This window comes from Amycolatopsis sp. EV170708-02-1, from assembly GCF_022479115.1.
GTDB lineage: Bacteria > Actinomycetota > Actinomycetes > Mycobacteriales > Pseudonocardiaceae > Amycolatopsis.
In genome coordinates this window covers 8,992,540-9,007,299 of record NZ_CP092497.1, presented here as the reverse complement: position 1 = coordinate 9,007,299, position 14,760 = coordinate 8,992,540, and the positions used below count along the sequence as shown (strand labels likewise).

At 69.1% G+C, this 14,760-nt stretch carries 14 protein-coding genes and 1 pseudogene; 10 read left to right on the top strand and 5 right to left on the bottom strand.

Features of this window, described 5'->3' with window-relative positions:
- The first annotated feature begins 53 nt into the window (after window positions 1-53).
- Together MJQ72_RS41330 and MJQ72_RS41325 are read left to right on the top strand one after the other, a co-directional pair.
- A complete protein-coding gene (locus tag MJQ72_RS41330; RefSeq protein ID WP_240596297.1) occupies window positions 54-662 on the top strand; it encodes a PadR family transcriptional regulator in 609 nt (202 codons plus the stop codon).
- 117 nt (window positions 663-779) lie between these two features.
- Window positions 780-1,453, top strand: a pseudogene (locus MJQ72_RS41325) (class I SAM-dependent methyltransferase).
- Between the two features lie 54 nt (window positions 1,454-1,507).
- Here the strand turns inward: MJQ72_RS41325 and MJQ72_RS41315 are convergent.
- A complete protein-coding gene (locus tag MJQ72_RS41315) occupies window positions 1,508-2,266 on the bottom strand; it encodes an SDR family NAD(P)-dependent oxidoreductase (protein WP_240596294.1) in 759 nt (252 codons plus the stop codon).
- 158 nt (window positions 2,267-2,424) lie between these two features.
- Here MJQ72_RS41315 and MJQ72_RS41310 point away from each other — a divergent pair, with 158 nt between their 5' ends.
- Window positions 2,425-3,735, top strand: coding sequence for a UDP-glucose/GDP-mannose dehydrogenase family protein (locus MJQ72_RS41310; protein ID WP_240596293.1), 1,311 nt, complete (start codon window positions 2,425-2,427; stop codon window positions 3,733-3,735).
- Between the two features lie 67 nt (window positions 3,736-3,802).
- On the opposite strand, the gene MJQ72_RS41305 is transcribed toward MJQ72_RS41310, so the two are convergent.
- Window positions 3,803-4,381 (bottom strand): TetR/AcrR family transcriptional regulator, encoded by a 579-nt coding sequence (locus MJQ72_RS41305; RefSeq protein ID WP_240596292.1) that lies wholly within the window; start codon window positions 4,379-4,381, stop codon window positions 3,803-3,805.
- Window positions 4,382-4,494: 113 nt separating this feature from the next.
- Here MJQ72_RS41305 and MJQ72_RS41300 point away from each other — a divergent pair, with 113 nt between their 5' ends.
- The 3 genes from MJQ72_RS41300 to MJQ72_RS41290 are packed head-to-tail and all read left to right on the top strand — an operon-like array spanning window position 4,495 to window position 7,901.
- Window positions 4,495-5,688 carry an FAD-dependent monooxygenase gene (locus tag MJQ72_RS41300; RefSeq protein ID WP_240596291.1) on the top strand — a complete coding sequence of 398 codons (1,194 nt, stop codon included), beginning with the start codon at window positions 4,495-4,497 and terminating at the stop codon, window positions 5,686-5,688.
- 9 nt (window positions 5,689-5,697) lie between these two features.
- On the top strand, window positions 5,698-6,105 hold the full coding sequence (locus MJQ72_RS41295) for a hypothetical protein (protein ID WP_240596290.1): 408 nt from the start codon (window positions 5,698-5,700) through the stop codon (window positions 6,103-6,105).
- Window positions 6,106-6,137: 32 nt separating this feature from the next.
- Window positions 6,138-7,901 carry a gamma-glutamyltransferase family protein gene (locus tag MJQ72_RS41290; RefSeq protein ID WP_240596289.1) on the top strand — a complete coding sequence of 588 codons (1,764 nt, stop codon included), beginning with the start codon at window positions 6,138-6,140 and terminating at the stop codon, window positions 7,899-7,901.
- Window positions 7,902-7,960: 59 nt separating this feature from the next.
- Here MJQ72_RS41290 and MJQ72_RS41285 read toward each other — a convergent pair whose 3' ends face one another.
- The 3 genes from MJQ72_RS41285 to MJQ72_RS41275 are packed head-to-tail and all read right to left on the bottom strand — an operon-like array spanning window position 7,961 to window position 10,840.
- Entirely contained in the window at window positions 7,961-8,845 is an 885-nt protein-coding gene (locus MJQ72_RS41285; protein WP_240596288.1) for a VOC family protein, read from the bottom strand.
- Entirely contained in the window at window positions 8,838-9,356 is a 519-nt protein-coding gene (locus MJQ72_RS41280) for an RNA polymerase sigma factor (RefSeq protein WP_240596287.1), read from the bottom strand. The genes MJQ72_RS41285 and MJQ72_RS41280 overlap by 8 nt, the downstream gene beginning before the upstream one ends.
- 53 nt (window positions 9,357-9,409) lie before the next feature.
- Entirely contained in the window at window positions 9,410-10,840 is a 1,431-nt protein-coding gene (locus MJQ72_RS41275) for an MFS transporter (RefSeq protein ID WP_240596286.1), read from the bottom strand.
- Window positions 10,841-10,948: 108 nt separating this feature from the next.
- On the opposite strand from MJQ72_RS41275, the gene MJQ72_RS41270 reads away from it, so the two are divergent.
- The 4 genes from MJQ72_RS41270 (at window position 10,949) to MJQ72_RS41255 (ending at window position 14,560) form a co-directional block, all read left to right on the top strand.
- Window positions 10,949-11,782: a helix-turn-helix transcriptional regulator gene (locus MJQ72_RS41270; protein WP_240596285.1), complete on the top strand. Its 834-nt coding sequence runs from the start codon at window positions 10,949-10,951 to the stop codon at window positions 11,780-11,782.
- 63 nt (window positions 11,783-11,845) lie between these two features.
- Window positions 11,846-12,694 (top strand): hypothetical protein, encoded by an 849-nt coding sequence (locus MJQ72_RS41265; RefSeq protein ID WP_240596284.1) that lies wholly within the window; start codon window positions 11,846-11,848, stop codon window positions 12,692-12,694.
- Between the two features lie 58 nt (window positions 12,695-12,752).
- A complete protein-coding gene (locus tag MJQ72_RS41260; protein ID WP_240596283.1) occupies window positions 12,753-13,877 on the top strand; it encodes a sensor histidine kinase in 1,125 nt (374 codons plus the stop codon).
- Complete coding sequence (locus tag MJQ72_RS41255; RefSeq protein WP_240596282.1) at window positions 13,874-14,560, top strand: response regulator transcription factor; 687 nt, start codon at window positions 13,874-13,876, stop codon at window positions 14,558-14,560. Before MJQ72_RS41260 ends, MJQ72_RS41255 begins: the two co-directional genes overlap by 4 nt.
- Window positions 14,561-14,760: the final 200 nt, after the last annotated feature.

Below are 14,760 nucleotides of genomic sequence, written 5' to 3'. Positions count from 1 at the left end.
ATTCGCGCCCCTGTGGATACTCGTTGACGAGTACTCGTCTACGAGGAGGCGCGGTGAAGCGGCGCAAGGTCGGGAATCTGCTGGCGCTGGCGATCCTGTCCACGCTGAACGAGCGCCCGATGCATCCGTACGAAATGGCGTCGGTGCTGAAGAGCCGCGGCAAGGACCGCGACATGGGGATCAAATGGGGTTCCTTCTACACGGTCGTCGGCAACCTGCGAAAACACGGCCTCATCGAGGCCGCCGAGAGCGGACGCGACGGCGCCCGCCCCGAGCGCACGGTGTACCGGATCACCGACGCCGGCCGTGACGAAATGCTCGACTGGCTGCGTGAGCTCCTCGCCGGGCTCGCGCCGGAGGAGCCGAAGTTCGTCGCCGGGCTGTCGGTGATGGGGTGGCTCGGCCCGGACGAGGTGATCGCCCTGTTCCGCACCCGCCTGGCGGCGCTGGACGAGGACATCGCCTCGACGCGAGCCGAGCTGGCCCGGCTGATCGAGGAGATTCCGCGCTTGGTACTGCTCGAAACCGAGTACCACCTGGCGATCCGGGTCGCCGAGGCCGAATGGGTCCGCTCGATCCTCGGGGAACTGACTTCCGGCTCGATGCCGGGGCTCGCGCAGTGGCGGGCCCTGGTGGCGGAAAGGGGGAGTACCCGCAGTTGAAAGAGCCCCGGCGAGGTGTTGCAGCACCCCGCCGGGGCGACGATCCCGCAACCGGAACCCGGCCACGAGACGGCACTTCGAGGATAACCGGGCTCCGGGCGAACAACCTGGAGAGACATGTCGAACATCAAGGACAGGAAACGGTTCAAGATCTTGCCGGAGATGGGCGGCGCGCTGGCGCGGAACTACGCCCGGCAGCGCGGCACCGGACCGCAGATCGAACACTGGCGGCAGCAGGCGCGCGAACTCACCGCGGACCTGCCGGAAGGCGCGAAGATCCTCGAGGTCGCCATCGGCCCCGGCTACTTCGCCGTCGAACTCGCGCGGCTCGGATTCTCCGTCACCGGCCTCGACGTCGCGCCGACGTTCGTGGAGATCGCGAGCGAGTACGCGCGGGCGCAAGGCGTCGAGGTCTCGTTCCGTGAGGGCGATGTCGCGGCCATGCCGTTCGACGACGAGTCGTTCGACTTCGTCGTCTGCCAGGCGGCGTTCAAGAACTTCGTGTGGCCGGTGAAGGCACTCGACGAGATGTACCGCGTGCTGCGCCCGGGCGGCACGGCCGTGGTGCAGGACATGAACCGGGACTCGACCGAGGGGACATCGTGCGCGAGGTCGAGAGCATGAAGCTCGGCAAGCTGGCCGCTCTCGGGGTGCGGCAGGCGCTCACCGGGCTGCGGCGGCGGGCTTACACGCCGGTCGACTTCGGCGGGCTGGTCGCCGAAACGGCGTTCCGGACGGGTGAGATCTCGACTTCGGGCATCAGCCTGGACGTCCGGCTGAAGCGCGGCTGAGGGGAGCTGAAGGGGACTTTCCCCGCGTCTCACGCGAGGAAAGTCCCCTTCGGATCAACGAGGGGCCATGCGCAGCGAGCCGTCCATCCGGATGACCTCGCCGTTCAGGTAGTCGTGGTCGATCAGCGACAGCGCGAGCTGCGCGTATTCGTCCGGCCGCGCGAGCCGCTTCGGGAACGGCACACCCTCGGCCAGCGAAGCACGGAACTCCTCGCTCACCGTCGCCAGCATCGGGGTGTCGACGATGCCCGGCGCGATGGTCAGCACGCGGATCCCGTGCGACGCGAGGTCGCGCGCGGCGGGCAGGGTCATCCCGACGATGCCGCCCTTGGACGACGAGTACGCGACCTGCCCGATCTGGCCGTCGAAGGCGGCGACCGACGCGGTGTTGATGATGACGCCGCGCGCGTTGTCGGCCAGCGGCTCGGTCTTGGCGATGGCCTCGGAGGCCAGCGTCAGCACGTTGAAGGAGCCGATCAGGTTGATCTGGACGACCTTCGCGTACAGGGCGAGGTCGTGCGGGCCCTTCTTCGAAAGGATCCGAGCGGACGGCCCGATCCCGGCGCAGTTCACCACGGTCCGCAGCGGCACCCCGGACTCGGCCGCGGTCGCGACGGCGGCGCGTACCTGCTCCGGGTCGGTGACATCGGCCTCGACGTAGGTGACGTTCTCGACCTGCTCGGCGTTCGCGATGGCACCGGCGAGGTCCAGCGCGAAGACCCGCGCACCCTTCGCGGCGAGCGCCTTCGCGGTCGCGCCGCCGAGCCCGGACGCGCCACCCGTGACGAGCGCCGCGGTGTCGGTGATCTGCATGTTCTCCCTTTCGTCGGCAACCGTTCATAGGTTAACGCTCGTTCGCATCGGGCCCAGGTGGGATGGCTCACTCCGGTGCGAAGCATGTCGTGAGGAGTATTCGGGCCTGAAGCATTCCGTTCGCTCGGAGGTCAACTCCGGCTGTCACCTTCAGCAGCATGAGCGCTGCTCGGATCGTGGTGGTGGGGACCGGTTACGTCGGATTGACCACGGGGGCCTGCCTGGCCGGCCTGGGGCATCGAGTCACTTGCGTCGATGTCGACCAGGCGAAGGTCGCAAGGCTTTCCGCCGGACGGGTGGACATCCTGGAGCCGGGATTGTCCGAGCTGGTGTCGAGGGGGCTGACCAGCGGAAGACTCGAGTTCGTGGTCGGCGCGCGCGACGCCGTTCGCGACGCGGAGGCCGTTTTCCTTTGTGTGCCAACGCCGATGGGTGCGGGCGGCTCGGCGGACCTGCGGGCCGTCGAGGCCGTGACCGCCGAGATCGGCGACGTCATCCCGCCGGGCTGCGCGCTCGTCACCAAATCGACCGTTCCGGTGGGGACGTCGAAGCGCATCCAGGCGATGCTCGGCCGCACCGACGTGCCGGTGGTGTCGAATCCGGAATTCCTGCGTGAGGGCACCGCGGTCGAGGACTTCCTCGGCCCCGACCGGATCGTCGTCGGTTCGGACGACGTCGCGGCCGCCCGCTGGGTCGGCGAGCTCTACGCCGACCTCGCCGCCCCGGTCGTCGTCGCCGACGCGGCCAGCGCGGAACTGGTGAAGTACGCGGCGAACTGCTTCCTCGCGATGAAACTGTCCTATGTGAACTCGATCGCCGAACTGTGCGAACGCCTCGGCGCCGACATCGACCTGGTCACCGAAGGTATGGGCTACGACCGGCGCATCGGCCGCTCGTTCCTCAAACCCGGCCCCGGCTGGGGCGGCTCGTGCCTGCCGAAGGACACCAGCGCGCTGGTGAAGGTCGCCGAGTCCGTGCAGTACGACTTCACGCTGCTCACCTCGGCGATCGAGGAGAACATCGCGCAGCGGGACCGGATCGTCGCGAAGATCGCCGGCGCGGTCGGCGGCACTCTGGCCGGTTCGCGGATCGGGGTCCTCGGGCTGGCGTTCAAAGCCGGGACGAACGACCTGCGCGACTCGCCCGCCCTCGCGGTCGCGTCCGTGCTGGGCGCGCTCGGCGCGGAACTGACCGCCTACGACCCCGCTGTCGGCGGGCATATCGACGGCATGACCGTGGTCGACGACCCGTACCAGGTCGCGAAGGCCGCCGACGCCGTCGTCGTGCTGACGGAATGGGACGAGTTCAAACGGCTCGACTGGACCTACATGGCCGAGCAGATGGACGGCGACGCGGTCGTCGACACGCGCAACCTTCTCGACCCGCACCGGATCCTGGACGCCGGCCTGTCGTGGCAGGGCGTCGGGCGGCCGCGGGCGGCGCTGCGGCGGAAGGTCGCCGTCTCCTGACCCACCTGCCTCCCGCGGGTGCGATGAAGGGGACCTTTCCTTGCGAAATTTGCAAGGAAAGGTCCCTTCATGACACCAGGGAGACGAGCTTCAGCAGCCCGTCCACGACCTCCTCGGCCGTCGGACCGTTCTCCGGGTCGAGCATGTGCTGCAGCATCACGCCCGAGTTCAGAGCCGTGGCGACCGCGCCGATCCGGCGTTCGTCCGCCTCGGTGAGGGTGTCCTCGTCGATCCCGAGGATGCCCGCCGCCATCCCCCGGCGGCCCTCGCGCTGCGCGGCGGCGAGCTGTTTCCGCAGCTCAGGGTGATGCTCGGACTGCACGAACGCCTCGATCGAGGCGATCCACAGCTGCCGGTTCCGCCCGTACGAGTCGATCATCGCGCGCCAGGACGCCGCGTACTGCTCGGACGGTGAGGCGTCGGGGTCGACAGCGCCCCGCATCTCGACCTGGATCTCCCTGCCCCAGTCGTCCATCGCCTGCGAGAACGCCGTCAGCAACAGGGCTTCACGTGAGCCGAAGTGGTAGCCGATGGCCGCGTGGCTGACCCCCGCCGCCGTCGCGATATCCCGCACCGTGGTGCGTGACCAGCCTTTTTCCTTCAAACACTGGATGGCGCCCGCCATCAGGTCCTCGCGATTGCCCATGCCCGAGATCCTAGACCACGCGGTTTATCCATTTGGTTTAACCAAGCGGCTTGACCAAGCGTTCAAATCTGCCGTACGGTCGTTCCCATCACCACGAACCCCTGGGAGCAGCCATGACGACCACCGTTCTGATCTCCGGCGCCGGTATCGCGGGTCCGGCCCTCGCCTTCTGGCTGCGGAAGCGCGGTTTCGCGCCGACCGTCGTCGAACGCGCCCCGGCCCTGCGCGAAGGCGGCAGCGCGGTCGACTTCCGCGGCGAGCAGATGACGCTGCTGAAGCGCATGGGAATCCTCGAAGACATCCGCGCGAAGGAAACCGCGATGGGCGCGCAGGTCATCGTCGATCCGCGAGGCAAGAAGGTCGCCCAGATGCCGTCGGTCTTCTTCAGCGGCGAAGTCGAGATCGAGCGCGGAGACCTGACGCGCATCCTCTACGACCACACGAAAGACAGCACCGAGTACGTCTTCGGCGACTGGATCACCGGGCTGGACGAGCTTTCGGACGGCGTCGACGTCACCTTCGCCCACGGCGCCCCGCGCAGATTCGACCTGGTCGTCGGCGCGGACGGGCTGCATTCGGGTGTGCGGCGGCTGACGTTCGGCGAGGAAGAGCTGTTCCGCACCGACCTCGGCTTCCACACCGCGGGGTTCAGCGCGCCCAACCACCTCGACCTCGACCATCTCGGCCAGATCTGCAGCGTTCCCGGCCGGACGGTCATGGTCGCCAGCGGCCGCGATCGCTCCGCTCTCAATGTCAGTTTCGTCTTCGCGTCGGAGTCGCTGGAGGTGCGGCGGCGCGACGTCGAGGCGCAGAAGAAGGTCCTCGCCGAGCGCTACGCCGACTTCGGCTGGGAGATCCCGGCGCTGCTGGAGGGCCTTGGCGCCGCCGACACGCTGTACTTCGATTCGCTCAGCCAGATCCACCTCGACAAGTGGTCGCGGGGCCGGGTCGTGCTGCTCGGTGACGCGGCCTGGTGCGCCGGCCCCGGCGGTTCGGGCACCGGGCTCGCGATGATGGGCGCGTACATCCTGGCGGGGGAGCTCGCCGCCGCGCACGGAGACCACGAGGTCGCTTTCGCGCGCTATGAAGAGAAACTGCGTGGTCCGGTGAAGATCTCGCAGAAGCAGGCGGCCGGCATCGGCACGTTCCTCGCGCCGAAGACGCGGTTCATGGTCGGCTATCGGAACTTCCTGTACCGCGTGCTGGGCTCGCGGCCGATGACCAAGGTGTTCACGTGGATCACCTCACGGGCGGCGAACGCGGCGACGCTGGAAAACTATGACGCTCCGGTGCCCACGCGGGGATAGTTTCGGTGGGTGTTGGAGGAGAAGGAGTTCCGGAAGGTCTGTTACGAGGCGGCCCGGCGAACGCGTGGCCGGATCAGCCGGTTCCGGTCGTACCCGGAGTCGGGGAACTTCGTGCAGGCCGAGATCGCCTATCCGCACCGGACCGCCGCGGTGCTGTGGTCGCAAGAGTGGGACGGCCGAAGGTGCGAGATCTTCGGAATCGCCGAAGCACCTGTCGGCTGGGGATCGATGACCTTCGTCGACGAGCCGGGTTTGCTGGCGGTTCTGCGAGAGCTACTTCCCGGGCACCGGTTGTTCACGCGGGCGGAGCTTGAAGCGCCGATCGACCTCACCGTGCCGCCCTGGGTGAACGATCGCGAGGTCAGGTATTGGCGGCCCGACAATCTCGGCGAAGTCCTCTTCAACTACTGGGACTGAAAAAGTAGTTAGCAAAGCGTAGTATCACCGTCGTGTTCACGACCAGGCCGGAACTGGCCGGCACCCACGGCATGGTGGCATCGACGCACTGGCTGGCCTCGGCCACCGGGATGGCGGTGCTCGAAAGCGGCGGCAACGCCTTCGACGCGGCGGTGGCGGCCGGGTTCGTCCTGCAGATCGCCGAGCCGCATCTGTGCGGTCCGGCGGGGCAGGTCCCCGGCATCTTCGTCACCGCGGCGGATCGGACTCCGAGAGTCCTCGCGGGTCAGGGAGTCTCGCCCGCGGCGGCGACGCCCGAACACTTCGCGGATCTGGGGCTCGATCTGATCCCCGGCAGCGGTTTGCTCCCCGCGACCGTTCCGGGCGCGTGGGACGGCTGGCTGCTGCTCCTGCGGGATCACGGCACCAAGTCGCTGCGCGATGTCCTCGGCTACGCGATTTCCTATGCGCGTAACGGGATTCCGCTGGTCAGCCGGGTCGGTGACACCATCCGCGCGGTCCAGGACCTGTTCACCGAACATTGGCCGACGTCGGCGGCGCTCTGGATGCGGAACGGCAAGCCCGTCGAAGGCTTGCACCGCAATCCGGCGCTCGCGGACACGTGGGAGCGGCTGCTCGCCGAGGCCGAGTCGGTCAGCGGCCGCGAGGAGCAGATCGACGCCGGACGCCGCGCGTGGTCGCAAGGCTTCGTCGCCGAAGCGATCGAGGCGTTCAGCCGCAAGGCTTTCCGTGACGACTCCGGCCGCGATCACGCCGGTCTCCTCACCGGCGAGGACATCGCGGGCTGGGAGGCGACGTACGAGGACGCGCTGCAGGTCGACTTCGGCGACTGGGGCCTGGTGAAGATGGGCGCCTGGACACAAGGTCCGGCGCTGCTGCAGCAGGCGCGGTTGCTGGACGGTCTGCGCGACGAGCTGTCCTATGTGGACGGAATCCCGACGGAACGGACGGTGCATCTGGCCGTCGAGGCGGCGAAGCTGGCGTTCGCGGATCGTGAGGCGTGGTACGGCGACTCACCCGACGTGCCGATCGATCTGCTGATCTCCCGCGAGTACGCGGACGCCCGCCGGGCCTTGATCACCGACGAAGCGTCCGCCGAACTGCGGCCCGGCGGCCCGTCGCCACGGCTGCCCGCGATCCTCGAAAGGCTGCGCGGACTGGAATCCGGTTCCGGTGCGACGGGAGAGCCCACGGTCGGGCCGCTGGGCGAGACCCGCGGCGACACCGTGCACATCGACGTCGTCGACGCGGCCGGGAACATGATCTCGGTGACGCCGTCAGGTGGCTGGTTGCAGTCGAGCCCGACGATCCCGGAACTCGGTTTCTGCCTCGACTCGCGCGGGCAGATGTTCTGGCTGGAGCAGGGACTGCCGAACTCGCTGGCGCCGCGCAAGCGGCCGCGGATCACGCTTTCGCCGTCGATGGGCCTGCGTGACGGCGAGCCGGTGCTCGCGTTCGGGACCCCGGGTGGCGACCAGCAGGACCAGTGGCAGCTGTGTTTCTGGCTGGCGCACACGCTCGGCGGGCTGAACCTGCAGGAGTCGATCGACTCGCCGGCGTGGCACACCACCGCGTTCCCGAGCTCGTTCTATCCGCGTTCGTGGACGCCGCGGGAACTGGTGGTCGAGTCACGGCTCGGTCAGTCCACAATGGACGCCCTTGCCGCGCGCGGACACGCCGTCGTCGACGCGGGACCTTGGGCGCTCGGGCGACTTTCGGCCGTGTCGCGATCCGGCGGCGTGCTCCGCGCCGCGGCCAACGCGCGCGGCATGCAGGGCTACGCCGCCGGCCGCTGACGCTCCCCAAGCCTCGTGAGTGGCAAGGACGGTTAGAACCGTCCTTGCCACTCACGAGGTCAAGGGCGCGGCTGTTCCCAGAGCCAGAATTCGATGCCCTGGTTGTCCACGCACTCGGCACTCAGGCCGTAGGGCTGCTGTTCGGTTTCGCCTGCCTGGCCGCCCTGTGCCCGGACGCGGTCGAGGGCGGCGGCGAGATCGTCGACGGCGTACATGACCTTCCAGCCCACCTGCCGTCCCGGGCCACCCCAGAGTCCGCCCTGCAGGCCGGAACCTTCGACCCCCCAACCTCCTTCGACCCGTCCCGGCGAGAACTGCCAGCCCAGAACGGCGCCGTAGAACGCCTTCGCGCGTTCGTCGTCCGGGACCTGGAAGGTGAAGTAGCCCGCTTCGCCATGCCGGATCGGCGCAGCGCCGGAAGCCGGCCGGGGCGCCGCTTGCGCGACAAGCCACCGCTGGCCGTACGGGTCCTTGATCTCCCCGCTCAGCCCGTGGCCTTCGTCCGCGACGGGACGTCGCAGCTCAGCGCCCCGTTCCACGGCCCGTGCGGCCGAAGCGTGCGCGTCCGCGACCTCGACCCGGATCAGCGGGCCACCGGCGGGCGCAACGACGATGCCCAGTTCGGGGAACTCCTCGGCGAACATCAGCACGCTGTCCCCGATGGCCAGTTCGGCGTGCCCGACGCGGCCGTCCTCCATCACGATCGGATCGGACCGCCGCCGCGCCCCGAACACCTCGACATAGAAGTCGAGCGCGGCGCGGGCGTCCGTCACCACGAGGTACGGCGTCAAAGAGCGGACTTCGGCTTCGGTGGTGAGTGTTTCGGTCATCTCGGCTCCGTTCAGGACGGCGCGACGAAGGTTGTCGCGCAGTTCGGCGGCGAAGAGCGGGTCAGGCTCGACAGGCTGCGAGGGCGCGCGAAGCGCATCGAACGGATCAGGCATCGCGACCCTCCTTCTCCTGGTAAGCACGCCGGAACGCGGCGCGGGCCCGCACGAGCAACGCCTCTGTGGCGTGCACCGTGCGTTCGAGATGATCGGCGACCTCCGGTACCGGGAGGCCGTCGACGTAGCGAAGCGTCAACGCGGCTTGGTGATGTGCCCCGAGCGACGCGAGCACCTCGCGCGCCAGAAGGGCGTCCAGCCGTTCGTCCCACGGATCGGTGTAGTCCTCCTCGTGGACGAGTCGCAGCCCGCGTTCCTCACGTTCCTTGCGCCGCCAGTGATCGGCGAGCTTGTGCCGGGCGACGCCGATCAGCCACCCGGTGCTCACCGGCGGTGCGAGCTCCTTGCGACAGGCCCTCACCGCGCCGAGGAACGTCTCCGACGTCAGTTCCTCGGCGAGGGTGCGATCACCGCACCGGGACAGCAGGTACCCGTAGACCTCCGGCAACGCCGCCTCGTACAGCGAAAGCAGCGCGAAGGCCGGGTCCCGTTGCACCCGTGGTTCCGTCACATCCCCATCGTCGCTCGGGGAGCCTGAACTCCGACGGGTGAAACCGAACTTTCTCAGGTTCGCGGATCCGGCAGCCGTCGCGCCACCGTGATCACGCCGACCGTCAGCACCGCCTGAATGCCGATGACCAGCACGAACGCGCCCTTCATGCCGAGCGGCCCGGCACCGGCGGACGCGAACAACGTCCCCAGCGTCGCCACGCCCAATGCCATCGCTGCCTGCTGCGACGTCGTCAGCATCCCGCTGCCGACGCCGGCGATCTCCGGCGGCACCTTCGACAGGACGATCCGGAACACCGTCGTCATCGCCAACCCCTGGCCGAGACCGCACAGCAGCATCCCCGGCGCGAAGTCGAGCACTCCGAGATCAGGCCATTCCAGCAGCACGGTGCCGATCAGCACCAGCAGCCCGAGCAGCTGCACCGAGAGACCGGCGGCCACCACCCGCTGGCCGAACCGCGTCGCCAGACGGCTGCTGACCAGGCACATCGCGAAGAACGCGAGCGAAAGCGGCGCCGTCACCAGGCCGGAACCGAACGGCCCCAGGTGCAGGCCGTCCTGCAGCGTCACCGCGAACACGAACATGAACGCGCTGAACCCGATGAAGAACGGCACCCCGACCAGCAGGCCTTGGCGCACACTCGGCATCCGCATCACCGACGGCGGCAGCAGCGGGACACCGCCCCGGCGTTCCATCCGGCGCTCGACGTGGACGAATCCGGCCGCGGCGAACGGGAACACCACGAGCAGCACGATCGTCCACAGTGGCCAGCCCAGCACCGGTCCCTCCGCCAGCGGGAGCAGCAGCGACACCAGCGCGATCGCCAGGAAGACCGTGCCGGGGCGGTCGATGCCGATCGGGTTCCGCGAGCGGCTCTCCGGGATCAGCCGCCGCGCGACCACCAGGCCGGCGATGCCGACGGGCACGTTGACCAGGAAGATCGGCCGCCAGCCGGTACCCCACAGATCCGCGGCGACCAGCGCCCCGCCGAGGAACTGGCCTAACACCATCGAAAGCCCCGCCGTCGCGCCGTAGAGACCCAGTGCCTTGGAGCGGCGTTCGCCGGTCGTCGTCGCCTGGATGATCGACAGCACCTGCGGCAGCATCAGCGCGGCGGCCGCCCCCTGCGCGGCCCGTGCCAGCACCAGCGTCAACGCCGTCGGTGCGATCCCGCAGAGCAGGGAGGTGAACGTGAACGCCGCCAGCCCGATCAGGAACAGCTTGCGGCGGCCGAAGGCGTCGCCGAGCCGTCCGCCGACGACGAGCAGGACGGCGTAGGCGATCCCGTAGGCCGCGACCACCAGTTCCAAGGTGGCCGAAGAGGTACGGAGATCCGAACCGATCGCGGGCAGGGCGATGTTGACGATGAAGAAGTCGATGAGCGGAAGTGCCGCCCCCAGCAGCACGGTGACCAGGCCCGCCGAGGTCAGGGCCGGTCCGGCGGTGACGCGCGCGGGCGTCGCCGGAACTTGCGTCGAAGTCATGAGTACCACGATCAGCCGATCGCGAACCTGGTACCAGGAGTGTGTTTATCCTGGTACCACCACTACCTGGTAACCGGCTTCGAGCTTTGCGAACCTGATGAGGTGACCATGACCGCCGATTCGCGAGTGGCCGAGGTGCGACGGCACGAACTGGCCGCCTTCCTCCGCAGCCGTCGCGAGCGCATCACCCCCGACCAGGTCGGCCTGCCGATCAGCGGCAGGCGCCGCACGCCGGGGCTGCGCCGCGAGGAGGTCGCGCAGCTGGCCGGGGTCGGGGTCACCTGGTACACGTGGCTCGAACAAGGCCGCGACATCAACGCGTCCGAGCAGGTGCTCGACGCGATCTCCCGCACCCTGCGGCTCGACCCGCACGAGCACACGCACCTGTTCACCCTCGCCGGCGCGCCCGAACCGCCGCTGGAGAAGGACTGCAAGCTCCTCAGCCAGAACATCCATCGGATGATGGGCAAACTGGAGCCGTTCCCGGTCTGCGTGCGCAACGCGCGGTGCGACATCCTCGCCTACAACCGCGCTTACGACTGGCTGATGGGCGGCCTCGACGACATCCCGTTCGAGGAGCGCAACACGCTGATCCAGTGCCTGACCAATCCCGAGTGGCGCCGCAGGCTCCCGGACTGGGAGCTCAACCTGCCCCGGGTGGTCGCCGGTTTCCGCGCCGCGATGGCGGAACACATCGCCGAACCGGCGTGGAAGAACCTGGTCAAGCGGCTGCGGCAGGAGTCCGACCTCTTCGAGCGGATGTGGAAGGAACACGACGTCTCCACCGAACGGATCGTGCTCAAGCGCTACCTGCACCCGGACGCCGGCCTGCTGCGGTTCGAATTCTCGTACCTGTACCTCGGGCGGCGTTCCGAGATCTCCCTGGCGACGCTGACCCCGGCGGACGAAGAGACCGCGGCGAAACTGCCCAGCTCCTTCTGAAGGGGGAGGCGGACCAGGCTCGCGAGGGAGCCTTTCCGCGGCGGGAACGCCGACGCTGGATGCATGACCGTTGCGATGGCTCCACCCAAGATCTCCAGCGCCCGCCTGATCGTCTGCTACGCGGCGATCCTCGGCACGCTCCCGTACCTGACGTTGAAGGCGTCCTGGGTCACCGGAGGAAGCCTCGGCCTCCGCGATCCGTCCTTTGTGGACTCCGACCTGATGATGTTCGCGAACCTGGTCACCGGCGGGATGGACGTCGTCGCGGTGATCCTCGCGCTGGCGTTCACCTACTCCTGGGGCCGCCGGATCCCCGCGCCGCTCGTCCTGTTCCCGATCTGGATCGGCACCGGGCTGCTCGCGCCGATCGTGCTGGACCTCCCGGTGATCGTCGCCGACCTGTCGACCGCGCGACTGGCCGAACTGCCGCTGGAGAACTGGGTCTGGGCCGTCGTCTACGGCGGATTCGCCTGGCAGGGCATCCTGCTGCTGACCGCGTTCGTGCTCTACGCCCGTGACCGCTGGTGGTTCGTCGTCACCGGCACCGTGAAGCCGGGGACCATCGGTGTGGCGGGAGTGCTCGGTATCGTCGCCGCGCTCGTCTGCGCGGCCGGCCACTCGATCTGGGCGTTCGGCCCCGGCGGCATCGCCGCTCGTGGCCAGGACCTCGTGATCGCGGCGCTCGCCGTCCTCGCCGCACTCGCGCTGGCGAACGTTTCGCGCGGGCGGTTCTGGCCGCGGCTGGTGCTGGTGTGGACCGGTGCCGGGGCGATGGCGGGCACCGGGGCGTGGGGTCTGTTCAGCGCACTCACCATGGGATCCGCCGATCACGCGGCGGTGCTCGCCGTGCAGGTAGCCGGCGGGGTGCTGATGATGACCTCGGTCCTGCGGCGGCTACCGCACGCGGCGTAGCCGGGAAGCCGCTTTTCAACGGACGCGATCCGCCCCCGCCCCGGGTAGCTTTCGTCCTGTGCTGCTGAAGGAACGTTATCCGTGGAGTCTCTGGGTGGGCCGCGTGCTGCGCGTGGTGCTGCCGCTGGGATTCGTGCTCGGCGCGACGAGCGGCGCCTCGCGCTGGCAGCCGGGCGGACCGCAGCTGACCTCGTCCGGGGTGCTGTGGCTGGTCGCCATCGCGGTGCCGCTGCTGATCGTCCACCGCTTCCCGATGACGATCTTCCTGCTCACCTCCGCGCTGACGCTCGGCTACTACACCTCCGGCAACCCGGGCGGTCCGGCGATCGTGCTGCCGACCATCGCGCTCTTCCTGCTCACCAAGATCCGCGGGCCGATCGTCGCCGGTGGCGCCGGCGGTGCGCTCTTGGCGGCCTCGGGGATCGCGTTGTTCGCCCGGCACGGGCTGGCGGGTTTCGATCTGCGGGCCGGTCTGGGGCTGGTCTGGGTGATCGCGGTCGTCGGGATCGGGACGGCGGTGCGCAACGGGATGGCCGCCGCGCGGGCCCGCCGCGAGCAGGCCGACGAGCACCGGCACCGCATGGCCGAGCAGGAGCGGCTCACCATCGCCCGCGAGGTGCACGACGTCGTGGCGCACAGCCTCGCGATGATCAACGTCCAGGCGGGCGTCGCCGCGCACGTCGCCGACAGACGTCCTGAGCAGGCGAAAGAGGCGTTGCTGAACATCAAGGAAGCGAGCGCTTCGGCGTTGAAGGACCTTCGCGCGACGTTGGCCGTGCTGCGGTCCGGGGAGGACAAGGCGCCCGCGCCGAGCCTCGCCCAGGCCGACGAGCTGTTCGAGCACGCCCGCGCGGCCGGGCTGGAGGTCCGCGTCGACGGCGAGCCGGGGGAGCTGCCCGCCCCGGTGGACGGCGCCGCGTACCGGATCCTGCAGGAGTCGCTGACGAACGTGGTCCGCCACGCGAACCAGGCGCGGGGTGTCGACGTCAGGTTCGAGCGGAAAACCGGTGCGCTGACGCTGCTCGTCCGCGACGATGGCCATGGCGCCGTCGAACCCGCGCCAGGGCACGGGCTGCGCGGGATGTCCGAACGGGCGGCCGCATTGGGCGGCGCGCTCACGACGTCGGTGGTGAACGGCGGCTTCCAGGTTCGCGTGGACCTGCCCATCAAGGGGGAAGAATGACGATCCGGGTGGTTCTCGCCGACGACCAGGTGCTGGTCCGCGCCGGTTTCCGGGTGCTGCTGGAGACCGAAGACGGCTTCGAGGTCTGTGCCGAGGCGGGCGACGGCGAGCAGGCGGTCGCGGCCGCCGTCGAGCACCGGCCGGACATCGTCGTGATGGACATCCGGATGCCCGGGGTCGACGGGCTCGAAGCGACGCGGCGGATCACCGCGAATCCCGAGCTGGCCGGGGTGAAGGTCCTGGTACTGACCACTTTCGACGTCGACGAGTACGTCTACGAGGCGTTGCGCGCCGGCGCGAGCGGGTTCCTGCTGAAGGACACCGATCCGGTGGAGCTGCTGCGGGCGTTGAAGGTGGTGGCCGCGGGCGAGGCGCTGCTGGCGCCGACCGTGACCCGGCGGCTGATCGCGGAGTTCGTCGACCGCCCGGAGAACCGCCGCATCGACGTGAGTGCCGTCCGCGAGATCACCGATCGCGAACGCGAGGTCCTCGGCCTGGTGGCCGGCGGGATGTCGAACGACGAGATCGCGGCGCATCTGGTGATCTCGACGGCCACCGCGCGCACGCACGTCAGCCGCATCATGACCAAGATCGGGGCGCGCGACCGGGCACAGCTGGTGGTGCTCGCCTACGAATCGGGTCTGGTCAGCCCTCGCCGGGGTGAAGTTCCCCCAAAATGCTGAGATTGCCGAAAAACCTCCGCCGGTGACGCGGAGTCGTCAAGTGCGACATATCGCTGACACTCCGTTAATTCGCTGCCTGGCGGGCTCGTCGCAGGCTCTTGGTTGGGACGTGCATCTGCACGTGCATAACCGCCACTCGTGCCTCTTCTCCGTGTCCACCAGGAGTCCGGCGGGGGTTCCGGTCGCTTACTCGAAATCAG